Source organism: Pseudomonas sp. SG-MS2 (assembly GCF_009933855.1).
GTDB lineage: Bacteria > Pseudomonadota > Gammaproteobacteria > Pseudomonadales > Pseudomonadaceae > Aquipseudomonas > Aquipseudomonas putida_E.
In genome coordinates this window covers 1-26,065 of sequence record NZ_MOMO01000126.1, presented here as the reverse complement: position 1 = coordinate 26,065, position 26,065 = coordinate 1, and the positions used below count along the sequence as shown (strand labels likewise).

Annotated in this window: 18 protein-coding genes and 1 pseudogene; 10 read left to right on the top strand and 9 right to left on the bottom strand. The window is 55.4% G+C overall.

The annotated features are described in order from the left end of the window. Window positions 1-14 precede the first annotated feature (14 nt). From BLX42_RS10710 to BLX42_RS10680, 8 genes and pseudogenes are all read left to right on the top strand, one after another. Complete coding sequence (locus tag BLX42_RS10710; protein ID WP_105642525.1) at window positions 15-1,091, top strand: aromatic ring-hydroxylating dioxygenase subunit alpha; 1,077 nt, start codon at window positions 15-17, stop codon at window positions 1,089-1,091. A gap of 355 nt (window positions 1,092-1,446) precedes the next feature. Continuing rightward, window positions 1,447-3,033, top strand: coding sequence for a DUF1302 domain-containing protein (locus BLX42_RS10705; protein WP_105642524.1), 1,587 nt, complete (start codon window positions 1,447-1,449; stop codon window positions 3,031-3,033). 493 nt (window positions 3,034-3,526) lie between these two features. Then, window positions 3,527-4,210 (top strand): annotated as a pseudogene (locus BLX42_RS27190) (HAMP domain-containing protein); the annotation flags it as partial. Between the two features lie 9 nt (window positions 4,211-4,219). After that, window positions 4,220-5,092, top strand: coding sequence for a methyl-accepting chemotaxis protein (locus tag BLX42_RS27185; protein ID WP_146117348.1), 873 nt, complete (start codon window positions 4,220-4,222; stop codon window positions 5,090-5,092). 653 nt (window positions 5,093-5,745) lie between these two features. After that, entirely contained in the window at window positions 5,746-7,086 is a 1,341-nt protein-coding gene (locus tag BLX42_RS10695; protein ID WP_158259243.1) for a DUF1329 domain-containing protein, read from the top strand. Between the two features lie 70 nt (window positions 7,087-7,156). After that, window positions 7,157-8,248 (top strand): YCF48-related protein, encoded by a 1,092-nt coding sequence (locus tag BLX42_RS10690; protein ID WP_105642521.1) that lies wholly within the window; start codon window positions 7,157-7,159, stop codon window positions 8,246-8,248. Then, the gene (locus BLX42_RS10685) at window positions 8,245-10,677 is read left to right on the top strand and encodes an RND family transporter (protein WP_105642520.1); all 2,433 of its coding nucleotides are present in this window, start codon (window positions 8,245-8,247) and stop codon (window positions 10,675-10,677) included. Before BLX42_RS10690 ends, BLX42_RS10685 begins: the two co-directional genes overlap by 4 nt. Continuing rightward, a complete protein-coding gene (locus BLX42_RS10680; protein ID WP_158259242.1) occupies window positions 10,674-11,432 on the top strand; it encodes an SDR family NAD(P)-dependent oxidoreductase in 759 nt (252 codons plus the stop codon). Before BLX42_RS10685 ends, BLX42_RS10680 begins: the two co-directional genes overlap by 4 nt. Window positions 11,433-12,086: 654 nt before the next feature. On the opposite strand, the gene BLX42_RS10675 is transcribed toward BLX42_RS10680, so the two are convergent. The 3 genes from BLX42_RS10675 to BLX42_RS10665 all read right to left on the bottom strand — a co-directional run bounded on the left by BLX42_RS10675 (window position 12,087) and on the right by BLX42_RS10665 (window position 14,623). Further along, a complete protein-coding gene (locus BLX42_RS10675) occupies window positions 12,087-12,338 on the bottom strand; it encodes a hypothetical protein (protein ID WP_105642518.1) in 252 nt (83 codons plus the stop codon). A gap of 273 nt (window positions 12,339-12,611) precedes the next feature. Then, on the bottom strand, window positions 12,612-13,565 hold the full coding sequence (locus tag BLX42_RS10670) for a PDR/VanB family oxidoreductase (RefSeq protein WP_105642517.1): 954 nt from the start codon (window positions 13,563-13,565) through the stop codon (window positions 12,612-12,614). Beyond that, on the bottom strand, window positions 13,562-14,623 hold the full coding sequence (locus tag BLX42_RS10665) for an aromatic ring-hydroxylating dioxygenase subunit alpha (protein WP_105642516.1): 1,062 nt from the start codon (window positions 14,621-14,623) through the stop codon (window positions 13,562-13,564). Before BLX42_RS10665 ends, BLX42_RS10670 begins: the two co-directional genes overlap by 4 nt. Window positions 14,624-14,832: 209 nt before the next feature. Here BLX42_RS10665 and BLX42_RS10660 point away from each other — a divergent pair, with 209 nt between their 5' ends. Then, window positions 14,833-15,504 carry a GntR family transcriptional regulator gene (locus BLX42_RS10660; RefSeq protein ID WP_105642515.1) on the top strand — a complete coding sequence of 224 codons (672 nt, stop codon included), beginning with the start codon at window positions 14,833-14,835 and terminating at the stop codon, window positions 15,502-15,504. Between the two features lie 88 nt (window positions 15,505-15,592). On the opposite strand, the gene BLX42_RS10655 is transcribed toward BLX42_RS10660, so the two are convergent. After that, entirely contained in the window at window positions 15,593-16,522 is a 930-nt protein-coding gene (locus BLX42_RS10655; protein WP_146117311.1) for a tyrosine-type recombinase/integrase, read from the bottom strand. Window positions 16,523-16,738: 216 nt separating this feature from the next. Between BLX42_RS10655 and BLX42_RS10650 the strand changes: the two genes are divergently transcribed. Beyond that, window positions 16,739-17,728: a DNA-binding protein gene (locus tag BLX42_RS10650; RefSeq protein WP_105641257.1), complete on the top strand. Its 990-nt coding sequence runs from the start codon at window positions 16,739-16,741 to the stop codon at window positions 17,726-17,728. 398 nt (window positions 17,729-18,126) lie between these two features. Here BLX42_RS10650 and BLX42_RS10645 read toward each other — a convergent pair whose 3' ends face one another. From BLX42_RS10645 to BLX42_RS10625, 5 genes are all read right to left on the bottom strand, one after another. Further along, the gene (locus BLX42_RS10645; protein ID WP_105641258.1) at window positions 18,127-18,996 is read right to left on the bottom strand and encodes an HNH endonuclease; all 870 of its coding nucleotides are present in this window, start codon (window positions 18,994-18,996) and stop codon (window positions 18,127-18,129) included. Further along, window positions 18,993-20,576 (bottom strand): AAA family ATPase, encoded by a 1,584-nt coding sequence (locus BLX42_RS10640; RefSeq protein ID WP_105641259.1) that lies wholly within the window; start codon window positions 20,574-20,576, stop codon window positions 18,993-18,995. Before BLX42_RS10640 ends, BLX42_RS10645 begins: the two co-directional genes overlap by 4 nt. Before the next feature lie 366 nt (window positions 20,577-20,942). Beyond that, window positions 20,943-23,126 carry a DEAD/DEAH box helicase gene (locus tag BLX42_RS10635; RefSeq protein ID WP_169840243.1) on the bottom strand — a complete coding sequence of 728 codons (2,184 nt, stop codon included), beginning with the start codon at window positions 23,124-23,126 and terminating at the stop codon, window positions 20,943-20,945. A 43-nt stretch (window positions 23,127-23,169) separates the two neighbouring features. After that, window positions 23,170-24,465, bottom strand: a complete 1,296-nt coding sequence (locus tag BLX42_RS10630; RefSeq protein ID WP_017135672.1) for an ATP-binding protein — start codon at window positions 24,463-24,465, stop codon at window positions 23,170-23,172. Beyond that, window positions 24,462-26,065 (bottom strand): TerB N-terminal domain-containing protein (locus BLX42_RS10625; protein WP_161871755.1); only part of this gene is annotated, 1,604 nt, incomplete at its 5' end. The genes BLX42_RS10630 and BLX42_RS10625, both read right to left, overlap by 4 nt.

The following is a 26,065-nucleotide window of genomic DNA, read 5'->3' as shown; positions in this document are numbered from 1 at the left end:
CTATGAGGTGAGTCATGTTTATCCGTAATTGCTGGTACGTTGCAGGCTGGAGCGATGTTTTGAAGGGGCAGGAGTTGTTTCCCTGCCAGATCGCCAACGAGCCCATCGTGATTTACCGCAAGGCAGATGGTTCGCTCGCAGCGCTTCAAGACCGCTGCTGCCACCGCGCCGCGCCTCTCTCGATCGGGCGCCGTGAAGGTGATCACCTGCGCTGTCTCTATCATGGGCTGCGGTTTGACGAGACCGGCAAGTGCGTAGAAATTCCTGGGCAAGATCGCATCCCTCCGCAAGCCCGCGTACGCAGCTTTGCCGTGATCGAGCGCAATAGCTGGATTTGGGTGTGGCTGGGTGAAGAGGCCGAAGCAGATCCGGATCTTATTCCACCTACGGTAGCCTTGGATGACCCAAACTGGATCTTCCGGCACGGCTTCATGGACTACGATGCCAATTACCAGTTGGTGCATGACAACCTGCTGGACTTTTCGCATCTGACCTACGTGCATCCAGATAGCTTCGGTGTGGGTGAAGACTGGGCTTTGACTCGCCCAAAGGTTACCCGGATGGAGCGCAGTGTGAGGGTAGAGCGTTGGTTACCCAATCAGCCGGTACCAAATCACATCAAGGCTGAAACTGATTCAGAAGCCCTGGACATGTGGATGTACTATGACTTCTACATTCCTGGCGTAATGGTCATGTATTCCGAGGGCTATCCTGCGGGCACCTCTGAACGTTTCAACGGCGAACCTCCCGTAGGTATCGAGCCAATAACACGAGATGTGACAAATCAGTCCATTACGCCGATGAGTGCGCAGCGTTCGCGCTATTGCTACTCCTGGGCGCCGCGGCTGAAAAGCGGCAGCACTCAGTTGGCTGACGGCATGATTGCCATTGCAGAAATGGCATTCAGAGAGGATCGAGAGATCATCGAAGCGCAGCAACGTTCGATGAATCTGGCGCCTGATGCCGTGCTCGTTCCAACGACCTCCGATACCGCGCTAGGCCAGTTCCGATGGATCCTGGAGCGGATGCTGAAGGCTGAACAAGACGCCAAAGGGGATGCCGTTGTTCAGTTCGCTGCGGCACAAGCCTAAGCTCATCGCCACTGCTCTCTGACTCCCATCTGCCCGGCACTCAGACGAATGCCGGGCATGCTCGCTTCTCAAACCTTCAGTGGATGGCGCGCTAGCTCAAAGCGTTGGCGGCGTCTGCATGAGCAGCGCGAGCCGTAAAAGGGAAGGAAAAAAGGGTGCTTCATTTTGCACGTTTGGCCTGCCAGACCTCGCTGAAGAAAGCGGTACCTATCTCTCTATCTTTGGATAGGTGCTCCTGTTTGGTACCGACTCTAGTTTGCATCGTAAGGATCAGTGTCTGATTCGTTCGTCATGACTGCTGGGGCGCCTTTGCCGGGTCTCTGCGTAGACACACAACAACCGGAGAACAACAATAATGAAGAAAATGACTCTGCCCGCTGGCCTTGCGCAGAACCCGCCGTTGACTCTATCGGCCTTGGTGGGCGCGATGTTCCTGGCAACCAGTGGCACTGCTTTGGCGGTTGAGTTTGAGAGTGGCGACCTCAAAGGTAGTTGGGATAACACGATGAAGTATTCGCTTGGCTCGCGCATCAGCAAGCCCAGTGATACCAATCTTGCGAATGCCAACACGGATGACCCAGAGCACAATTTTGAACGTGGTTCTCTGATGATGAACCGCTTTGACTGGCTGACCGAACTGAACATGCGGTACCAGAATTTCGGTTTGTCTCTCAGCGCTGCAGCCTGGTATGACGACGTTTACAACCGGCACAATGACAACGACTCGCCTGGCACCTTCAACCCATACTCGGTTTCGAACAACGAATTCACCGATCAAACCCGAAAGTGGGCAGGCAGCAAGATTGAACTCATGAACGCGTTCGTCTCCGGGCAGTTCAGTCCCTTCGATGTACCGGTAAGCGTTCGACTTGGCCAGCATACCCTTCTGTGGGGGGAGAGCCTGTTCTTCACCGACAACGGCATCGCAGCAGCAATGGCGCCGGTCGATGCTTACAAGGCTTTGAGTGTTCCAAACACTAAGGCTCAAGAGTTGTTCCTGCCGACCAAGCAGCTGTCGATGAGCGCCATGTTCGAGGGCGGCTGGACAGTAGAGGGGTTCTATCAGTTCCAGTGGGAAAAAACTCGCATTCCTCCAGCCGGCAGCTTCCTGTCCTCAGCCGATATTCTTGACGAGGGCGGGGAGCGGATTATCGCGGGGCCTGGTGCTTACTTCTATCGTGGAAGCGACGATGAACCCGACGCCCCTCAATTTGGCGTCTCGTTGCGCTGGCGTCCGGAGTCCTTAAACCTCGATCTTGGCTTGTATGCCATCCAATACGATGAGAAAACTCCCCAGGTTGTGGTTAGTCCGTCGGGCGGTTTCGACCCTGTCACCGGTTCCATTGGTAGTTACCACCTGCGCTATCAAGAAAGGGTGAAGCTCTACGGTATCAGTGCAAACACTACCATTGGTCAACTGAACATTGGTGGTGAGGTGTCGTATCGCAAAGATGGCTCCCTGCGCGCCGCCGCTGATGTCCTCGATCCGGACGTTACCGGCGACACCGTTCATGCACAAATCAACGCCATCTATGTGGGTAATGCTGGGGCTTTGTGGGACGGATATACGCTCGCCGGCGAACTGGCCGGACATCACCTGACGAAAGTCACCAAAAACAACGAACAACGTGACGATACGTTAGATGACACTGCTTACGGCGTTCGAGGACTGGCGACCTTTGACTACTACCAAATTATGCCAGGTTTGGATATCCAGGTTCCGATTGGTGTTGGTTACAACATCAAAGGCCGGTCGCCCATCAGTGCTGCCTTCAACAATTACGGATCTGATGAAGGTGGCGATGTCAACATCGGGATCGTCGGCATTTACCAGCAGGACTGGAAGCTTGGCCTCAATGTCACGCACTTCTTCGGCAGCGAAGACAATAACTACTATAGTGGGCGAGATTTTGTGATGGCCTCCCTGACCCATACATTCTGATTTGTATGTGCGCATGATGTAATGCCAGGAGTCTTTTCGTAAAATCCATACGACGCATATATTAGGTCTTTACTACTTCTTGGGAGTCGCTGTGTTTGCTTAGGCCTCCAGTTACCTCCTGCTGCCAGTAAGTAGAGCAAACGCTTATGCGGTCGGGGAGGCCTAGCGCCCGATGCCCTGATCCGGGCAATGGGTGATGTAAAACACTCCCTGGTGGTAATGGGTGGATGAGGTCGTCCATCCATTGCCTCCGCACTAAATAACTTTCCTGCTAGGCCCCGCCGACATTTTAATTTGAAATGCCGTCGGGCGTCGTTATCAAATTTACAAGCACTTATACCTTTCAGCGAATACTGGAGCTCTCCGTCAGTTTTCGCTAGAAGGCTTGGTGCCTGTTGCACATTTCGGCCAGCAATTAATAGGCATGACTTAATTTTTAAGCCTGAACGAGAGTTGCTGCTCAGGGTTAGTTGCTGTCGACTAAGGAGTCCAAATGTGGAAGTCACTCGATAATATTTCGGTGAGCAAGAAATTGTCCTATGGTTTTGGAATTACTGCGGCATTGGCGTTAGGTGTCGCTGCTACAGGGTTTTATGGGATCTTCTCGCTCTTCGAGCGTGGGGACTTGATGACAGGGGTATCTGAGAGTCAGATTTTACTGCTGAAAGCTGAGGTCGCGCAGCAAAGCTATCGCATCGATGGTGTGCTGGAGTCCGCTCGAACGGCGAATGAGTTGCTGGATGCGGTGCAAAATAAGCTAAGCGCGCTGATTGAAAAGCATCCGGACAGTGCCCAGGTGCCTGCGCTGGATGAAATGCGACGCGCAGCTGCGGACTACCAAGGTCTTTTTGAGCGCATCAGGCAGAAGCAAGAAGTAGAAGCTGCCAGCCTGGCAGAGGTTGAGGCGCTGGAGCAACAAGCCAGGAGGCTCATCGAAAAAGGGGAATTCGCTTACATTGCTCAAGGGGAGGAGATGCTTGAGGTCAGTCGTCGAGTGCTAGCACTACTGGGACTGAGCTCTCTCTTGCTCGTCATTGTCGCCATTTGCTCTTCCATGGTGCTGCGTCGTCAGATTGTGAGTCCGCTTCATCGATCGGTAAGCGCCTTACGCGCCATCGCTGATGGTGATCTGCGGGCAGAATTTGATGACCGTAGGAAGGATGAACCGGGTCAACTACTGGCCTCTATGCAGTGCATGACACTAGGACTGCGGGGGATGGTGGAGCGGGTAGTCCAAGTGGTCGAGCAGTTGGGTAACGTCGCGACCGAGTTCTACGGCGTGAGCTCTCAAGCAGGTGTGACTGCCCGTCGCCAAACGGAAGAGGCTGAGCAAAGTGCCTCGGCGATGGTGCAGATGGCAGCAAGCGTCAATGAAGTAGCAGGGCATACTCAGCGAGCATCGCATGCCGCACGACAAGCTGAGGAGCAAGCCAGATCAGGCGCCGAGCTAGTCGCCGATGCGGTCGAGCGCATTAACAGGCTTGCAGATGGCGTGACAGCAACAAGGACGAGCATGATTGATCTGACTAAGGAGAGTGATCGGATTGGAAGCATTCTTGAGGTCATCCGCTCTGTAGCAGAACAAACCAATTTGCTCGCGCTAAATGCCGCGATCGAGGCTGCTCGGGCGGGCGAACAGGGTAGGGGGTTCGCAGTGGTCGCGGATGAAGTGCGCGCTCTGGCAAAGCGAAGCCAAGGCGCAACCTTGGAGATATCCGCCACGATTGACTCGCTTCAGGCTCTTATCCGCCACGCACTTTCCCAGAGTGAAGTTTGCCTTGGTCAAGCGCGCCAGGCCGTTGATCAAGCGGGCCTTGCCGATACCGCACTGCAAGCGATTACCAAGTCAGCGTCGCTCATTGGCGAGATGAGTGATCAGATAGCAACCGCGGCAGTCCAGCAAAGCCATGTCGCGGAGCAGGTCAGTCGCAGTGTCTTGCGTGTCCGGGACGAAGCTGAGGCAGGCGTTGCAAGTGCGAGCGAAAGTGGGCACTACAGTGAGGAGGTCAGGAATCTCAGTATCGAACTTCAGCGGTGGGTCAAGCGGTTTCAAAGCTAAACGGCCACGGCAAGAGGGGCACTAAGGGGAGGGCAGACCTCGACGTACATCGATCAGGATGGAGGTCATTCACCGGCGAGGTTTGCGGCGTCTGCACCTGCTTGGCCAGGGGCAGGCGCTCCGGTTGCCATCACGACGTCATATCGGATGCAAGCGAGCTTGGATTCCCCATGAGTCATTGCCTTGCAAGGGAGCGCTGAGGATGCAGTCGACATCTACTCGATGACGTCGCAGGTGAGGTCAGCAATCTCTTCGCTCATCAGGGTTTCTGGATAGGCACTTCTTATCGGTATTGCGTGGTAAGCAGTCTTCAATCCCGATGCTCATTGTCCGCCTCCGGCCCCCTGCGCCGCTCCTGCCGAAAGATAGTGATCCCGTCCTCGGCCGCTTAGTTAGATAGTGACTCTATCTTTCGATAGGTGTGTACATGCGACAGCAGAAATAGGTTAAGTCATCGGTCTGTCCGAAGGCCGAAAACGGCAGGCGCCTGATCCCGCATGGCGATGTCCTGAGTGTGCAAGAGGATGGCACTGAGGCGTTCGTAGTGTGGAATGGAAAGGCCAATCGAGCCCTCGGCTTCGCACTCACTGCGCTGCCGAACCCGATACGCCGCCGGAACTAGCCTCTGCAATAACAACAAGAGAACCATACGCATGAACAAGAATAAGATGGCTTTGCTGCTGCTATTCCCGCTTTGTATGGCAAGCAGTGCGTACGCAGCTGTTAGCGCCGAGCAAGCTAAGCAATTGGGCACCACGTTGACGCCTGTTGGCGCAGAGGTGGCAGGCAATGCTGACGGCACCATCCCCAAGTGGACAGGCGGCTTCCAGCAGAAACCAGCTGGGCACCAACCAGGATCGTTTTCGCCCATCCCATTCCCTGATGAAAAGGCCAAGTTCCAAATCACCGCTGCTAACGCTGATGAATACAAGGCGAAGCTCTCCGAGAGCGTGTACTACATGCTCAAGAACTACCCGGACTACCGCCTTGATGTGTACGACACACACCGTACCGCGTCAGCTCCGCAGTGGTTCTACGACTATGCGGCAAAGAATGCTGTAAATGCCACGTCAGCCAAAGATGGCCTGGCTATCGAGAACGCCTACGGCGGCACTCCATTCCCGATTCCGAAAACCGGCAGTGAGGTGTTGTGGAACCACCTGTTGTCCTGGAAAGGGACTGCGGTTGATACCCTGTACCGTCTTTACATGGTCGATGGCAGTGGACGTCGCTCACTGACGTCCGTCATCGACATCAATGAATTCTTCCGTTACTCCTTACCGGGCGGTGAAAAAGACTTCGATGGCTGGTGGTGGTGGCACCGAGCGAAGACCACTGCTCCCGGGCGTAGCGCCGGCGAGGCGCTGGTTGGCCTGTTCCCGAACGACTATGAAGCCCGCCAACCTGGTTCCTGGCAGTACATGCCTGGTCAGCGTCGAGTACGCAAGCTTCCAAACGTTCAGTTTGACACCCCAAACTTCTACGTCTCCGGCCTGGCCCAGTTTGACGAAGCGTATGGCTTCTTCGGCTCGCCTGAGCAATACGACTGGAAGCTGGTAACCAAGCGTGAGATGTACATTCCCTATAACACGAACGCACTGCTCGCTGCAGACCCTGAAAAAACGTTGGGTGGGAAATTCATTGATCCGTCCGTAGTTCGTTGGGAGCTGCACCGTGTCTGGGAGGTGGAAGGCACCCTGAAATCCGGCAAGCGCAACGCGGCACCAAAGCGCAAGCTCTTCATGGATGAGGATAGCTGGGCCATCGTCGCGTCCGACCTTTACGATGCCCAGGGCAAGCTGTGGCGTGGTGGTATTGGCTACACCGCGGTCAGTTATGACCTGCCAGGTGTGATCACTCTTCCTTATCAAAGCCTGGATTTCCAGCAACGTGCCTACACGATTGCTGGGTATATCAAGAATTACACACCGGTTGAACCGCGCCCCCGCTCTTACTTCACCGCTGAAGCACTCACTCAGGACGCTCTTCGCTAAGTTGCTTGAATGAGAGAGCAGCGGCGTTCTACGCCGCTGCTTCGCGATCGCTTTTACATCGGTGAATGGTATGTTTAATAAGAAAGTTGGACGAATCGCGGCGGCGTTCATGCTGAGTGGTGCTGCTCAACTGGGCCACGCAGAAGTGCTTCCAGTCCCCGAAGTACTCAAGCAGCCAAGTGTTGTGGTCATTCATCCAGAAAAAAGTTATCTGCTCAGTGTAGTCAGAGCGGGTGATCGCCTGGTAGCTGTCGGTGAAAACGGGCGTGTGATTCTGTCCGACGATGGCGCCAAGACCTGGCACCAGGCGAACGTCCCAGTGAATGTTCTGCTGACCCAAGTACGCTTTGTAACTCCCAAGGAAGGCTGGGCAATCGGTCATCTAGGCGTGGTCTTGCATACGAGTGACGGTGGCTCCAACTGGGAGGTACAACTCGATGGTGTAAAGGCTGCGAGCTTGTTCCTGGATCAAGCTCAGCGCGTTGTTGCTGAAAAAGGCGATCAAGACCCTGATGCAGCAAAAGCTCTCAGTCAGGCTGATTTCCTGGTGCAGGATGGCCCGGATAAGCCATTTCTGACGATGCAGGTGGACGATGCAAAACGGATCACCATCTTCGGTGCATTCGGCCTTGCGTTGAGCAGTCCCGATGGCGGTAAAACCTGGCTGCCGTTGCAAGCAAAAGACTTCAACCCAGGGTCGCTTCATTACTACGGTAACGCTTCACGCGACGGCATAGCGTGGGTGGTGGGGGAGCAGGGCATGCTGCTTCGCAGCCTCGAAAATGGGTCTTACCAGCCTGTTGAACAGCCGTATGCAGGCACGCTCTTTGGCGTGGTCATGAATGACAATGCTGCTATTGCGTTCGGGCTACGCGGCAACGCAGTGCGCTCACTGGATCACGGGCAAAGTTGGCAGCAAATCGATACCAGCACATCCGCCTCCATTCAAAGCGGCTTGGTGTTGAACGACGGGCGCATCCTACTGTTTGCGGAGAACGGTCAGATCGTCATGGGTGACAAGCTGTCCAATAAGTTTCAGGCCATTGACCAGCAACTTGCTCCGGCAGCGGAAGCAATCGAGATCGGTACCAACCAGTTGTTACTGGTAGGCCCAAGTGGGGTGCAGACCCTGAGTCTGTCGGCAGTGGAGTCTGCACAATGAAAGTTGAAATTCAAAACGCGAATGTGCCGTTCGATCCTGCGGCCGGCACCGTACTGGAGCGAGTCCTGTTCAGCCACCGCGGCCTGATCGTACTCATGTGTCTGCTGGTAACGCTGTTCCTGGGTTTCCAAGCGAGGCACCTGGAGCTGAATGCCAGCTTCAAAGCAGTGATCCCAAATGATCATCCGTACATTCAAAACTACCTGTCCCACGAGGACGACCTAAAGGGCCTTGGCAACAGCCTTCGGGTAATCGTAGCCACTGAAAATGGCAATGTACTTGACCCGGAATTCTTGAGCACCCTGCAGAAGGTCAACGATGAGTTGATTTTGCTGCCCGGTGTCGAACGTTCTTATGTCCAATCGCTTTGGACGCGTGGTGTTCGTTGGATGGCGGTAACTGAAGAGGGCATTGACGGAGGCCCTGTCATGCCGGACTCGTTCGATGGCTCCAAGGCGAGCATCGAAGAGCTTCAGACCAACATCATGAGATCTGGAATTGTCGGGCGCTTGGTGGCCTCGGACTTCCGTTCGAGCGCAATTGTGGTGCCCCTTCTGGACTACGACGCGCAAGCCGATCAGGCACTCGATTACGGAATGCTCTCAAAACGCCTGGAGACCATTCGCGCCAAGTACCAGAAAGACGGAATCACCATCCATATTGTTGGTTTCGCCAAGGTCATGGGCGACCTCATTGATGGGCTCCTACAAATCCTTATCTTCTTCGGCATAGCAGTGGTCATCGCCACGGCCATGGTTTTCTGGTTTACCCGATGCCTGCGCAGCACGGCCATTGTGGTGGCTTGCTCTCTGGTCGCGGTGGTGTGGCAGCTCGGATTACTGCCCATGATCGGATTCCGCCTTGATCCCTATTCAATCCTGGTGCCATTCCTCATTTTCGCCATCGGCATGAGCCACGGCGCCCAGAAAATGAATGGCGTGATGCAGGACATTGGCCGCGGAATGCACCGAGTGAACGCAGCCCGCAACACATTCCGTCGTCTATTCATGGCCGGCTTCACTGCGCTGGTGTGCGACGCAGTGGGTTTCGCAGTGCTTATGCTGGTGAACATTGAGGCGATTCGCCAACTGGCAATCACTGCGAGCATTGGGGTGGCGATCCTAATCTTTACCAACCTCATCTTGCTGCCCATTCTGTTGACCTATACCGGAGTGAACAACCAGGCGGCTGCCCGCGCGCTCGCTCAGGAAAAGGCTGCGCTGGGGGCACCGAGCGGATTCTGGAGTTTTCTTGATCTCTTTACTCAACGCCGCTGGGCGGCCTTGGCCATCGTGATCGCCATTGGGTTAGGCGTCGGTGGTGCAGCGATTTCAACGCGCCTTCAGATCGGCGACCTGGATGCCGGCGCCCCTGAGCTCCGTGCTGACTCTACTTACAACCGTGACAACGATTATCTCACCAAGCATTACGCAACCAGCAGTGATCTCCTGGCCGTCATGATCACCACACCCCCGGATAAGTGTGCAGACTATGCGACCTTGGTAAAGATGCGCGCGCTGCAGCAACGGTTGGAGCAGCAACCGGGGGTTGTGCTTAGCAACTCGTTTGCCGATCTCGCCAAACAGCTGGGCTCGGCATTCAACGAGGGAAGTTTCAAATGGGCAGAGATCGTACCTAATCAACGTGTGTTGAACTCCATTGTGACTCAGGCACCTAGAGGCCTGTTCAATGAAGACTGCAATCTGCTTTCTTTGTACGTTTACCTGGCTGACCATCGAGCGGCCACCCTCCAAGGCGTCGTTTCAGAAATTGAAAGCTTTGCGCAAGAGCACAACACCGATGACGTGAAATTCCTCCTGGCTGCCGGTACTGCCGGTATCGAAGCTGCTACCAACCAGGTGGTCAAGCACAACAACTACCTGATGCTGTTCGGTGTGTACACCGCTGTTGTCTTGTTGAGCCTACTCGCGTTCCGCTCCTGGCGAGCTGTGCTGGTTGCCGTACTACCGCTTTTGCTGACCAGTATTCTGGCTGAGGCGCTGATGGTGGTGCTCGGTATCGGACTTAAGGTGGCAACCCTACCGGTCACCGCGTTGGGCGTGGGCATTGGGATCGACTACGCGCTGTACATCCTCAGCGTTACGTTAGCCTGTCAGCGCGCCGGCGCCAGCCTGTCCGAGGCATATTCCCGATCGCTGTTGTTTGTTGGGCGTGTGGTGATGCTCACCGGGATGACTCTGGCCGCTGGCGTAGCGACCTGGATGTTTTCACCGATCAAGTTCCAAGCCGACATGGGCTTGCTGCTGGCATTCATGTTCTTGGTCAACATGTTCGGCGCCCTGATTCTTCTGCCCAGCCTGGCCGCGTTCCTTCTTCCTGACTCAAGGAGGAAAGCTGAAAACGCTGCACCGGCCACTACGCAGGACGCCGAGAAACGATGCTTTCACGTCGAGAAGGAGAAGGCATGAGTAATCTCAAGTTCGACTTCGCGGACAAGACAGTCCTGGTGATTGGCGGAACCTCTGGGATCGGACTTGCAACAGCTGATCTGTTTGCGAGTTCTGGCGCTCAGGTGATGGTGGCAGGCCCAGACGAAGACCAGGGGCGGGAGATCGTTGCCAAATTTTCTGGAAGCGTCGCCTTCCACGCGGTTGACGTTCGAGACGAGTCGGCAGTGAAGTTGTTGATTCAGGCAATGACGGAGTGCTGGGGGCGAATTGATATCGCCATCAACAATGCCGGTATCGAAGGGCCTTTTGGCCCCGTGGAAGCGCTTTCGGATGAAGATTGCCAACGTATCATCGACATCAACCTCAAGGGCATCTGGCATGGAATGAAATATCAGATCCTGCAGATGCTCTCCCAAGGAGGCGGAGTGATCGTGAACACTGGCTCCAGTGCGAGTCTGAGAGCCATCTCGAACGTCGCAATGTACAGCGCCAGCAAACACGCTATTGCGGGACTGACCAAGGCTTCTGCGGTTGAGCATGGCAGGAACAATATACGGATCAATGCAATCGCCCCGGGCCCCGTACGCACAGGCCTGTTGGAGAGGATGGTAGGTGGCCACATCCAGCTCGATGAGATCGCCAATATGGTTCCGATGGGGAGAATCGCGGAATCCTCAGAGATCGCTTCGGCAATCGCTTGGCTGGCTTCGGATAGCGCCTCCTTCGTGACAGGGCACATCCTCGCAGTGGACGGAGGCCTCACGGTCGCCTGACCACACTCAAGCCTGGCGCCTGATGGTTTGGAAAAGGTAGTTGCTGCCGTTTCAAGCTGTCAGGCGGTGAGATGTGAGGGAGGGGGCGAGCTCACTAGACCCAGTCCCACGTGGGCGGTGTCTTGGCCCCACATTGATAGTGCTGACTAATGATCATGACCAAATCATCGCTAGCCTTTCTAAAGATAGGTTAAAAACCTCCCAGGGAAGGATGAAATGGTATCAAGTCATTCCCCTAGCGGAGCGGTGAAATGAAAATAAAAAAAATGTTCGTTATGCTAGTTTGCCTCGGTCTGTTCGTAATCATATCTATTGGTATAGTCCCTCCCAAGAAGACGCCTCCCTCATTGGGTGTTGCATGTTTTAACCCACATTATCCCTGCCTCGGGTTGCCTGCAGCCTTCACGGGCTGGCCAAATCTTCGATAGGCCAACTTAAAACTTCGCTCGACTACCGACTTCTAATCAAGCCTGGTTGCAAGGGCGATGTTGTAAACCAAAAGTTTTATCTGACATCTTCAGCGCGCAAAGCGGCAGGTGGAGCTGTAGGCTGCTGAGTAGATGACCAATTAAGTGCTAGTGCTCCACTGGTGCGGGCTCGTGCGGGGCCCATTTAGAGGCAGCTACTGCTGCCTCTCTTTTTTCTAACCGCACTTCAGCCACCAGAAGGGTTGTTGCCATAACGATCTTCAGCCAGCCTCGCTGCGTCGCACTCACTCACGACCTCTTGCCATATCTCTCTGCTGAGTTTCAGCTCGGGACTGGTTTGCATCGCCACGTTCACACTGGGCTCCAGAACGCCGGCCATTGCGTGCAGCGGCTCGCGTTTCAAAGCACTGTCGAGTGCGGCGGTAGCATCAATCTCTGCGCCTAGAAGGGCTGTAGCAGCCTCTCCAGCCAGCTTCATGGTTCCGTATCTATAGGAAGGAGCTCTGGGCGACAACAGACGTCGACGTAGCGTCGTTTTCTAGGGCGGGGGTTCGCCTTCACTGAGAGCTACCTGGACGGTGTGGGCCCGTTCCTAGCGTACAGCCGTTTGTGCAATCTGCGCTTGCCCAAGGGGCTCATGACAAATCCGGGTGTCGAAGCTCAGCTTTCTGCAGCGTAAACAACAAACCCCCTGACCAAGGTCAAGGGGTTTGTTGTTTGGCAAGCGTCAGTTCTGGCTATGTGCGGCTGTTTATAAATCCAGGACGAGGCAAGCTGATTTAGCCCGGGAGCAGCACGGGGTGAACTGGTCGTTCTTGGCTCTTTCTTCTGGGCTGAGGAAGTAGTCCCGATGATCCGGTTCCCCATCGAGTACTCTGGTGACACATGTTCCGCAGATTCCCTGCTCGCAGGAGACGGGGATACAAATGCCGGCAGCATCCAGGACTTGGATGACGCTCTGATCCGAGGGTATTTGAAAGATCTGGCCTGTACTGTGGATCTGAACCTCAAAGGTACCGTCGTCGCTTCTGGAGGTAGGTGCGGCGGCAAAATATTCCTTGTGAAGGTGTGCCTCCGGCCAACCGTGCTCCCTGGCCGTATTCAGAACGAAATCCATGAAGCCTGTCGGGCCGCACACATAGATGTGACTGTCCTTGGGCTCTTGGGTAAAAAACGCCGGGGCATTCAGCTTCTGCTCAGCAGCGCCAGAGTCGAAGTGAAAGTGCACACGATCCGCGAAAGGAAGCCCCTTCAGCTTTCGCACAAAAGCAGCTTTTTCTTCTGCTCGGGCGCAGTAATGCATCTCGAAATCCTGGTTATTGGCGGCCAGTCTCTGAGCCATGCTCAGAATTGGAGTAATGCCAATCCCTCCGGCAAAAAGCACGCTGCGTTTCGCCTTCACGTCCAGGGGGAAAAGATTGCGAGGCTCGCTGATCTGAATGACTTGTCCGACACGCAACTGTTCGTGAACTGCTCTGGAACCGCCCCGGGATGAAGGATCCTTCAGGACGCCGACGCAGTAACGATGGGTTTCATCAGGGTGGTTCCAAATGGAATACTGACGAATAATCCCTTGAGGGAGGTGAACGTCGATATGCGATCCTGCATCGAACACCGGCATCGCCCCCCCGTTAGCAGGGACGAGCTCAATGCTGATGATGTCTTCAGCCTCGAGGCGGATCGCCGAAATCACCACGTTCATCATGACGCTGCTCCTTTGATGAGTAGAGCAGAAGGTTCGCGTTCAGCGGCTATGATGCGATCAAGGATTCGCCGAGATTGTACCCCTCCAGCGTCGATGTTCAGCTTGAGCAGTGCTCGCTCAGGGTAGGCGAGGAGGTTCTGCTGCTGCTGTTCAAGCATCTCCAGGTCTTCGGAGAAAATTTTGCCTTGTCCCACACGGATGGTTTCGGTCAGCTCTTCGTCACCAGGCTTGAAGTTTCGTGCCATTCCCCAGAAGTACCAGATCGAGGTATCTGTCTCGGGGGTGATGAAGTCGACCACGATGCTGCCAGCCTTATGTGTGGCATCTGCGTCGTAGCCACCCTTGCCGGCATGCGCAACACCGACCTCGATCAGGACATGGCTTGGAGGGGAGAATCTGCAGATCTGCCAGCGATCGACGGGCACATCATCGGCCAACCCGTTACCACGCAAAGCTGCTCTCCAGAACGGGGGAGCCATTACACCTTCCATGAAGCGGCTGGTGACGACTTTCTCACCCTCAACGCGGGTATGCACAGGCGCCTCGTCAATTTCTTTCTGACCAATGCTGGACGCGTGTACGTAGGTCTCATGGGTTAGATCCATGAGGTTGTCGATCATGAGGCGGTAGTCGCAGGCAATGTGGTAGAGGCCACCACCATATGCCCAGTCGGGGCTTTCAGCCCACTCAAGATGATGAATGAGCGCAGGGTCGGCTTTTTCGGGGTCGCCAGGCCATACCCAAATGAACCCATAGCGTTCCTCAACTGGGAAGCTCTTGATGCACGGGAAGCCTTGCACCCTCTGATTCGGCATAGACTCTGTCTTACCGTCGCACCCCATCACCAATCCGTGGTAACCACAAACGAGCTTTCCATCTTCTACCGTTCCCAGGGACAGCGGGGCGCCGCGGTGCGGACAGAAGTCCTCCAGGGCGGCGACACGACCCTCTGGGCCACGATAAAAAACGATCTTCTCGTTACAGATACGCCGGCCCAGCGGTTTTACCGCAATCTCGTCCGGGGTGCAGGCTACGTACCATGCATTTTTAGGAAACATCATCGGGCTCCTGTTGTTGTTCTCTGGATCCAACGATGGAGGGATGACAGGCGTAAAAACACTATCTTTCGATAGCAGAAGGGCGATTCATCAGGCCGTACATCGAGATGTCATCTGGCACGCCCCGTGACTCATCCAAAGATAGGTGGGATGCTGGCCCTAGCTTGTTTAAAGTCAGGATCTTCTCCAATGGATCCAGTGGATAGCACATGAGCGGGCCTGGGCAGCGAGTATTGAGCTTACTTAGAAAGATGATCATGGGCGGTGAGTTGGCCGCGGGACAGAGGGTGCTAGAAATCCCTACCGCTGAGCTGCTAGGCGTATCGCGCATGCCGGTGCGGATGGCATTTAGGGTGTTGGAGCAGGAAGGCTTGCTAGTGCGTCAAGGTGTGCGTGGCTTTAGCGTGCGCCCTATGACCATGGACGACTTGATTGGGGCTGTAGAGGTACGAGGTGTGCTGGAGGGGTTGGCAGCGCGGCAGGCAGCGGAGAGAGGGGTTCTGCCAGATTTCAAGGCAACACTTGTGCAGTGCATTGAGCAGGGAGACCGACTGTTCGAAAAGGGGTATGTCACAGAAGAGGATCTTGCGGAGTACCACGACATCAACAGGCGATTCCATCACGTGATCGTTGAGGCGAGCGGCAATGAAGCTATTGCGATGGCCCTCGCCCGGAATTCGCAAATGCCATTTGCGTCAGTCAGTGCATTATCTGTCGACCGAGAACATCTGCAGCAGGAGTATCGACGCTTTAATTTTGCGCACATGCAGCATCATGACGTAGTGGAGGCAATCTCTTTAGGTCATGGAGCTAGAGCAGAGTCGATCATGCGGGAGCATGCGAACGTAACACTGCGGTATGCCCGATTGATGGAGTGTTGAGCTATTTCCCAGGAAAAAGATTTCCCTGTCGATGCGAGAGTGCTGCCCTGCTGAGCCGAGCCCGCTTGAGCAATCACCATTGCAGCACTCACCCTTCTAGCTTTCTGATCAACCCACCAAATTGCTGTGCTGGCTCCACATAGCGCAGTGCTGACTTCATATCGCTCCACCCTACGTACTCCATGAGCGTCTTGATATCCCAACCCGAACTCGCTGCCCAGGTCGCAAACCCACGCCGGATCGAATGGGCGCTGTAGATCTCGGAAGGCAACCCACACCTATCAAGGATGTCGCGAAGGAGAGGAATCAGACTGTGGGCCACAAGCGGCTTATCGCTGATGTTACCCCATCGATCAATGCCCCTGAACACACTACCGCGTGTAAGGCCGGCAGTTTCAATCCAGTTAAGGTAGGCCTCTACCGGACAAAGCTTGCTCAACGATGGGGTTTTGTACTCGCGCCCTATGTTCTGCCGATCTCCCTTGGTAGCTCCCAAGTAAAACCTGATTCCGACGTAGCGCTCGGCATGCGTGTTTTCGATCGTGAGCCTGGCCAACTCGTCTCCGCGGAATCCCCTCCAAAAGCCAATGGTGAGCAAGGCGATGTCACGGGTCGCCTTGAGAAGGGCGGCCATGTTGCCGACGGCTCTTGCCTGAGCAACCTCATCCTCCAGGTGTGCCACTGCTTTTTCGAGGTGCAGTAACGCCAGAGGAGCTGCTTGCTTCTGCTGCACGGGGTGTACCGCCCGGATGCCTTTCAGCAACTGCCTGACCTTGGGGGCTTTGGTAGGGTCTGGGAAGCCGTTGCTTTGGTGCCAGTTTGCGAGCGCAGCCAGGCGTTGCTTCAGCGTGCTCAGTGCCAGCTGGTCGGCGTACTCAGCGATGTAGCGGATTACTGACTCTGTGGTGGTGGGTAGGTATCCACCCCAGGCCACTTCGAAATGGGAGAGGGCGGCTGCATAGCTTTTCGACGTGTTCTGACGAACGCTCGCCTCTAGGTACCTGTCTGCCTTGCTCACCACTTCTACCACCCGATTTCCCCGTTTCGAGCCTGCAGTGGCTCGTTGACCAGCCGTACCACCATTCAGGCCATTTTACCCCTGCTCAAAGGCCTAACAAGCCATAACCCTCGATTATATCTTGCCAGTTGTCGGCAACTTACTAGCAAGGTTGGGCATTTTCGTATTATGTAATTGCATGACATGTGACATGACACGAAATAGTCTGGAGGGCGTATGGCGCGAGGCGGCGTTAACCTAGCGGTGGTGCAAAAGGCGCGGAACAGCCTGCTAATGCGCGGTGCGTATCCCAGCATCGATGCAGTGCGGGTGGAGATTGGAAATACGGGCTCAAAGACCACGATCGCTCGGTATCTAAAGCAGCTGGAATCTGTAGGATCAGAAGCGAACCCTCGTGAACGCATGAGCGGCGCGCTGCGCGGGGTCGTCGAAAGCTTGTTGGATCAAGTCCAGGAGGAGGGAAGCCAGGCCTTTCTTGAGGCACGTGCGGAGTTCGAGCACGAGCGCAAGCTATTGATCTCCCGAGCCGAGGCATTTGAGAGCGAGCTCGATGAACTCAAGCTCCGTTTCGACGCGCAAGGGCATATCTTGGCTACTCAAACTGAAGAGCTCAAAACCACTCAGTCCACACTGCAGACTGAGATCACGCGCAACGTCAGGCTCACCCAGAGCAACAGTGATTTCGAAGTCCGGATTCAAGAGAAGGATGGGCAGATCCAGTCTCTGGAGCAAAAGCATACGCATGCCCGGGAGGCCCTCGAACACTACCGTGCTTCGATCAAGGAACAGCGTGACCAGGATCTGAACCGCCACGAGTCCCAGGTCTACCAAATGCAGCAGGAGCTGACCGTCCTTCAGCAGACGCTCATGGTCAAGCAGGAGGAGATCACCCGATTGATCCGGGATAACGAGCGCTTCATTGCCGAAAATCGCCAGCATGCCAGGGAAGCCTCGCAACATCGTGGGGCTGTCGAAACCCTGCGGGGTGAGCTGAGCATTGCCAATGCTATTACTGCGCGTGCAGAAGGTGCGAAGGAACTGCTCGCTCAACAGTTGGAAGCAAAGAATAAAGAGGCTGGTGAGTCTCATTCGCAATTGTCAGCCGCGAAGCTAAGGGAGGTGGCTCTGGCACACAAACTCACCACCGCAGAGGCTGAGCTCATTGCTTTGCGCGAATCGAGTGAGGCGGATGGATCGCAGGCGTAATCCAGAGAACCTTGAACCCATTAGCACTTCGCGGAGCACATTTGTACTCCTTCTCAATTTGCAGCTCGCGATCCGAGCCAGGTAGTCCTCATGCGAACCAGCGCCTGCCATACCCTCTAACTTCAGGCTTACCAGTGTCTGTATAGCCGAAGCCAGCTCGCTCAAATCCCATGCAGCCACCTACACATAAGCGGCTGAAATCATAGGCGTGGAGAAGGGCGAAGTTCTATTCGTTGCCAACCATGCCTTCAATTGCTTTGGGCAAAAGCCGGCGGTATGCGCAGTGCCTTCATTGATCGCAACCTTCCATTCGGTGGCACCCGCACCAACGGGACATCTGAGTGAAGGACATGCAGTCCTTGGCAGATCTTATCGTTGGAGTAGGTGAAACGGAATACTTACTCGAATGCCCGGAAACCCTCGTCGCAGTACCACTCACTTCTGAGAAGCGCTTGGTACATGGCGGTGTCCCAAGCATTCACATGGACAGCCTTTTTTCCGGCCGCAATTACCCGAAGGTGATCTTGTACTCCGGCTAGGGCGGAGTCCGACCAGACCAGGTCGAGCGTGTCCTTAAGATTCGCGAGTTCGTTACTGGCCTCGATTGAGAACCTTGAAGCCAGTTTGTAGTCCCTGAAATGCGCTAGCACTCTGGTCTTATCGACCTGATCCCAATCCTCTGGGGGGCTCACGAAAAACTCGAGAACGGGCGGGGTTCCAGTAAGCACCCGCGCGTGTAGCCACTGGTCACTAACTATCCGCGGATGCTCCAAATACGGATGGAGGGTTTGTTGGTTTTGCGCAGTCGCAGTGGCTGCATTTTTGCCAGTATTGCAGTCCTTGCAGGCGGGTACGAGGTTCCACGGCAAGACGGACAGAATCGGGAATCTGGCTTTCGGCAGGTAGTGATCGAGAGTGCTCGCCTGGCCGAACCCACAGAATGGGCACTTTTTGCGCGGAGCTTTACCGAGTATGTCGGTGTACACCCGCCTAGCGGGTTTCGAGTCACCCACCATGTGAGAGGAGTAGGTAGCTTTCAGCTCCTTCTTGGTTACTTGGCCAACCACGATGTCGTCGTTATCGCAGTCGATAGCGGGGATCGTGAAGAGTTGATTGATAAGGCCTTTCTGCTGGTAGTCTACTGCAGCGGCAACCACCTCTGCTGTAATGGCTTGCAAGCGAGCTCTCAGATCCTCGTCAGCAATGCTGTTTACACAGAGGTCGTAGACCAGTTGCGGATCCTGAGCGGGGACGCTGATGGCTCTCATAGGTCAGACTCCCACTGCTTGTCACGTGCGATGGTCATGGATCTCAAGAGTGCCTGGCCTTCGGTGCCAATCTGACCTGCGTAATCCCCCCTAATCTGCTCATAGGAAGCACCCGTTCGAACGTCGGCGGCTAGGAGCTCATGGAAGCCCGATTTGCTCACCTCCAGACCAAAGACGTGTCGAGTCAAGACGCCAACATTCTCTGCAAACGTCTCGGCATCCGGGCGGTCGACAGTCGCTGTCTCGCCACTCCTGTTGATGATGGATACACAAGACTTGGGTACTTCCTGCAGAACTACAGGTGAGTGGGTGGCGATGATCGCTACAGCGTTTCGCGCCGTGAGCAAATCGGACAATGCCCGGGTGAAAGCAGAAAGCAGAGGAGGGTGCAGGTGGCTTTCTGGTTCATCAATCAACACCAGCGTTTTCTCGTCTACGGTTTCGACGAGCTGGGTAATGGTCAGCAGAACAATAGCGTGGCCAGAGCTCATCCCTTCGAGCATGGTAGTGCTGCGTCGGACGAACTCGGCCTTGGTTTCTGATCCATCGGCGTCAAAAACCTCAATCAGCTGGATGAGGTTCATTTCCTCGAAATTGAAATCAGATTCGAGCTTGTGAATAGCTTTGATCCACCGTGCTCTCTTTGCGCTTAGGCTAAGGCAGACTTTGAGACTATCGGCCAAATCAGTGCAGAGGTGGGGCTTGGTTTTCAACCCCCAAACATCCTCTCCCTCGGCGGCTAGCACCTTGTGCTTAAGGCCTACATATCGATATCTCATCCCCTGATTGGGGTCATCCTGGTTCGGCGGGGGATCAAATGGATCGAACGCGCTGAACGAAACCGACACCACACCTGCAAAGTCATCATTGGTCAGCGGTCGCCTGAAGCTCCACATGTTCTTGTTGAAAAAGCAGCCTTTGGCGTACACCTCCTCACTTGGCGTGACCAAGGAGTCAACCATGCCATTCAACAGGGTTGTCTTACCCACCCCGTTTCGGCCAATCAAGATGTGAACATTACTGGAGGGTTTGACATCTGGATCGACACTGAACTCGAGAGTCAGCGGTGCGATTCCGTCTGATCTTGCCTTTTCGTAAAAGAAGTCGTAAGGGGTCAATGGGGCGTCCCCGGTGAGGATCCTCTTGAATTGGTGGTCAATCGTTGTTGGGTTCACTGCCCGCAGCAGGGAAGTGCTAAACGCTAACTCTGAAGAGGAAGCCTCCCGACGCTCCTTGGAGAAAGCCACATCCCCTAACGCGTGGAGGATTGCATGAGCCTCCTCCAGCGAAAACAGCTCAAGTAGTTTCCGATAGTATTCGACGTCCTGCCCCAGGCTGAAAAATTTGGGTTCTAACGACGTGAATTCATCAGGCATCCCATGTTCAGTCCAGCCTTCAGATTGCCCTTGGTAAGCGATCTTCAAGTCACCAACTCTATGTTCGACCCCAGACCCATCAAAGATGATAAGGACAAATTTAGTTTTGTAGCCGTAGTCGTCCCAGTTATCTACATACAAAACCCCAGAGTTTCTTGCATCCTGCTGGAGCTTACCTCGGTGTTGAACCTTGATGAATTTCATGCTCATGACGTCCTTGCTCTGAGGGCACACGCGGTGTGTTTTTGGTGATGGCCATTTGGCTCCATGTTAACGGATCGATATGCTCTGAGGAACCTGATGGGAGTTAGTGGACTGGAGGAAGCAAAAACGCCGCCTGAAAGCGCGGCGCATAAGTTTACCTCCGAGGTTGAGCGGGCAACCGGGGGGCAGCACCAAGCCTGAAATTGCGTTTGATGCCGACTTGGCCAAGCAGGCCAACGCATAGGCTAGTTATGCCCTGTTCGAGATCGCCGCGAGGAAGTAGTGGGAAGCTGAGTTGCTGCAGAAGCTTTCCAATTTCGATGCCGATCTCGAAAAATGGGCGTCGGAATGAGAGTAGTGCTATCGTTATTCCTCTCTCAGCGACTCCAGTGTAAGGAGTCGAGCTGTGGTGACCGCGGCTTGGAGATCAAGATGGCTTGAGGCGAACGACTTCATGAGGAGCGGGCGAGGAAGGGCCCAATCCCATTTCTCTCGGATCATGTTTTCAACATTTTCCAAAATCGGCTCTACGTTCGAGATGTCCATTTGACCGACCACGCGCAACGCTCGCAATGTGTCCTCCGCGCCGAATGCAACTTCCAGGAATAGCCCGGTGTTTTCACACTGAATGCCCACATGCCTGAGCAACAAGGCCAGCGCATCGTTGGTGTAATCCCCTCGCCAGGTTGCCACATGGCTTACGCTGGCAGAGCCAATTATCGCCGCGTCACCCAACCCGAGAGCCCGGAAGTTACTCCGAGCCTCGTCTAGGAGAGCTTGAGCGTGTTTGTCCAGGAAGGGACAGGACGTGGTTTCCACCAACACGTTTCGCATTTCAAGCCTGACACGATCATCCACCTGGGCACCAAGCCCATCAAACTGAGGAGGCTCGCCGCCCCGAGCCGGCGTGACCACTATCACCTTCGCTTCAAGGTCGACATCCTGAACCTGCCAACGCCTTCCACCGAAGATGATGCGCTGTCCCTTGGTCAGGGGTTTGCTGACGGGCAGCGAGCCAAGTGGCTTCCCATCCCGGAGCAAACGAAACTCTTCATCGCTTGTGAAGGCGGTGTAGAACTCATAGTGGTTGATCAACCGCTCCCCGAGTTCGCCTGGTAGCAGAAGTCCTGAGCTGTCTTGGACGATCAATTCCTTCTCACCCATACCCTTGAGCAAAGCCAGGAAATCAGGCTTGGTTACGCTCGCAAAACTGCCGCTTGCTATGAGATTTCCCCATAATTGCGCCGCCGAGGCACCGCCGAGCTGAGCAATCGAAGACAAACACTGCTGCACCAGTGTCGAGGCGTGTAGGCCTCCCGATCGAGGCGGCTCAAACCATCCACTGATCAGCAAGCGGATCATAGCGACCGTTTGGACAAGGCCCTCACGTAATTGATCGGAGAGATCCGACTTAACTGTTAAAGGGCGCTCCCGGCAGTATGCCCTGAGCATCGCAGGCTCACCGGGTCGACGACCAGAGCGGCCAAGCCGTTGCCTGAGACTTGCCACAGAGGGTGGACAGCCGATCTGTGCGACCGTCCTGATACTACCGATGTCTATACCCAGTTCCAGTGTGGTAGTGCATACGGCAGAAGCTGGAGGATCTCCCGCTTTCAACGCCCGCTCGGCATCCTGGCGTAGCTCCTTGGATAAGCTACCGTGATGCGGCCAGAACTCGTTCGGTACACCATCGTTTTCGCATAGTGAGCGCAGACGGTCGGCAAACCATTCAACCTCTTGGCGTCTGTTGGGGAAGATCAGGTTGTTATGCCCCCTCAGCACCTTGTACAGGTGACCTGCGATAGCCACTTTGGTACCTGAGGTGTCTTCCTTCTCTGCGCCTTCATCTGTTGACGCATTCCCCGAGTGCTCCACCACCAGCTGCTGCATGGGCTGCTCAATGTAGCCACGCACCTGTACCTGGAGCTCTTGGCCAGAGGACTTTGACTCAATAACCGTGATGCCATCCGGGCACACTGGCCTCAGGAACTTGCGGGCCAGCGACATCTCCCCAAGCGTCGCCGAAAGCCCTACACGAGGCAGCGTTCTACCCACGACAATTTCAACCCGTTGCATGAGCGATTGCAGCTGCTTTCCACGCTCACTTCCGATGAAGGCATGAAGCTCATCGACGACGATGTAGCGAAGGTTCTGAAAAGCCCCAGCTAAGCTTGAGCCTCTGTTTACGAATAGAGCTTCTAGGGACTCCGGAGTGATCAGCAAGATGCCCTCAGGCGATTTCAAAAACCGTTGTTTCTTGCTTGCTGCCACATCGCCATGCCAAGCAACGACGGGCAGTTCGAGCCTCTCACATAACCGGCTAAGCCTGTCCCACTGGTCGTTGATCAGCGCCTTGAGCGGGCTGATATACAGCACCGCGCCTGCTGGCTCACTGTTGTTGAGCAGGTTGGTCAGGATCGGCAGGAATGCGGCCTCTGTTTTACCTGCGGCAGTGGACGCTGCAATGATCACATCGCGATCGGCGCCCACCAATGCCGGTACCGCCCACTCCTGCGCATCACGCAGAGACGTCCACCCCTGTGACCAGATCCATTGCTGAACCTCCGGGTGTAAACGCTCGAACGAAGAAGAGTCAGAGCTTGAAGCTGGCGAGCTCATCGTCGGCCTCAACTTCTAGATCTTGCTGCCCGGCCTCATCCTTGGTCAGCTCCACGGCCCCCAATAAGGTTCGCCAATCCGCGGTAGGGTTTTGCTCGATCACCGCGAGCAAGTTGATGAAAGCCGTAATGGTCGTGCGCGGCGTCCGGAAATATGCCTCGCCCAAGCGCTGATTGCAGTGCGCCATGAAAGCGGGGATGGCTTCATCCGGCAGCAAAAACTTCTCAGGCTCACCGTAGGCGTATACGTTGCGCAGCTTCTGCAAAAGCACGTAGAAGTCTTCAGGTGTCAGGCTGCTGAGTCGAATGACAGGCCCAGAAAGGTCGACCAGGCCAGACTTAGCAAAGCTGTTTTCAGCGAGGCGGGATTGCAGGGCAGGGTAGCTGTAGAGCCCCCGACGAGTGTCCATCAGAAACTCTGGTGTGCCGCCCAATACAAAACCCAGGCCTTCAGCGGAACCTTGCAACGAATCGTTGAGGATGCGCAGAATCTGTTCGTAATTGGCGTTACGGGCCTGGGTGTTTGCCAGTTTGTACAGGTTGACCAGTTCATCTAGGCATACCATCAAGCCGCCGAAACCAGCCAGGCGTACGAATCGTGACAGCAATTTCAGCTGGTCGTAGACAGAAGCATCATCGACGATCGTCCGCACGCCCAGCGCAGCGCGGGCGTCAGTCTTGGTGGAGAATTCCCCGCGTAGCCAACGAATGGCGTCAGCCTTGAGCTGCTCGTTACCTTCCTCGAAGCCGCGGCAGTAGGCGGCAATGACGTCGGCAAAATCATACCCATTGACCATCTCGGTGAGCTCTGCCAGGTACTCACGAATGACCGCCTCACTCTCGACACCTTTGGTCTTGGCTTCCGTCTTAGCCTGGGAGATGAACTTCTCAACGATACCCTGCAGAGCGCCGCCTTCTGGCTTGGTGCGGGTGGCCATGTTTTTAGCCAGCTCCGAGTAAAGCGAGCGCGCTTGGCCACCTGAAGCGTGAAGGCGGCGGTCTGGATTCAAATCGGCGTGCATGGTGACAAGCTTGCGCTCCATGGCGATGCCGCGCACCAGGTTTAGGAAGAAGGTTTTGCCCGCGCCGTACTCGCCAACGACAACGCGAAAAGCCGAGCCGCCATCCGCGAGACGATCCACATCTTTGAGCAGCGAATCGAGTTCACCCGCTCGACCTACCTGGATGAGATGCTGCCCAACACGGGGCACTACACCCGCACGCAGCGATTGAATGACCGCGTCGCGATCCTTAGCTCGTATCTTACTCATAGGGCTAGCTCATCCAGAATGTCGGGGTTGATTTCGATGGGATCATCACCTTCGGTCACGGGCATGTCGAACAGCTCAAACGCTGTGTCGTTGATCCGCTCCAAGGCGCCATCCAGCATCAGTTCCATATCACTGGCTGCGTCTTCCAGCTCGGCACGACTCCACTCAGGCCGTGACACCAGAAGCCGAAGGAACGCTGAATGCTCGACGTCCAAACCATGTACGGTAGCAAGCTGTTCGACGGTACTTTCTTCCTGCCGTTGGGGCGCCTCGGGCTCCAGGGCGCTAGGCGTCTCAGTCAGCGATTCTTCATTGAAGACACTGGCCAGGAGCGCCGACACTTCTGCCGTTTCTTGTTGCAAGCGAGCGACCTTGTCCATGTCCAGTGCAAAGCCAGAGCCAGTGCTTTCTGATGTCTGTGTCGCAGTGGCCAGCGCGGCATTCGCAGTCAGTGCCTCCACTCCATGGGAGGGACGAACAGCTGCACTGTGGAGGTCGCTGTAGACGAACTGCGGATCGAGGGCGAGCGACTTGTATACGCGCTCAAGGAGCTTAACTTCCTGTGGCGTCACCTCGCCATCCGCTTGTGCCAGGTGGGCCAGGAAGCTTGCAATTTTCCGCTTGGCCTCGATCGTCAGCGGCTCAAGCTTCTTCTTGAGGCTTGCCAATGTCGGCGGTTGCTTCAGTTGAATCTGGAGGTGCGCCTTCAAGCGTTTTCGATGCGCGACGCAGAGGTGATCCCATGAGTCAATGTGGCCGGACAGCAGACCCACCTCTTCTAGCGAGGTGTCACCGTCTACCGCAGCCACTGCACTGGCCAGGTCTAAAGTCACTGCTGCAGCGCTGTAAGCATCGGTCGACCGAAGAGTGCCTTCATCAGAGTCCGCTGCGAACAGTGCAATGGTGTCTTCTGCCTTGGGCGTACGGCTGCCAGAAAGCACATCGGGCTCTAATCCGATCCGCTTGCTTTCCAAGGCCCGGGCGAGTGCCACGACTTTGTCGCGGGAAAGCGCGCCGGCGGATTTGAAACGGCCTGCCAGCTCAGCGAAACTCATGCAGATAGTTTCGCCGCCGACGCGTTGTTCCAACTGTTCGAGTTCGGCTTTTGCTTCAGCAGGCCAGAGTTCTGTTGGCAACTGCAGGATGGCTTCCAGACTATCTCCAGCGTCTGGGTTGCGGCCCAGATATCGACTGTAAGCGTCTAGAACGGTGGTGCACTCTTCCACTATAACCTGCAGCTTGCTACGCGTTCCTGAGGTTGCCGCGACATCGGGGAGGTCGCCCACGGCTGCTGCCGGGATGTTCAATCCGGAAGAAGCAGGGCGATAGGCAATCTTCAGCTTGGTCTTGTTCTGAGGCAGCACAAGGCCATTGGGATACCGTTTTGCGAATTCGTTTTTGAAGAGTGCTGCGAATTGCTCAGGGCAACGGGTCACAGGTGTGCGCCTGGAAATGTTTGGCTCAGCGAGCGCCCAGGCTAATGCCCAGTGCGGGGGGAGTGGATACTTGTCCACGGCCATCTGGCCCAGCGCGACGCGCAGCGACATGGGCAGCTCGTACCCATCTGCGGCACTGGCGGTGGGTTCACTCATATAGCTTT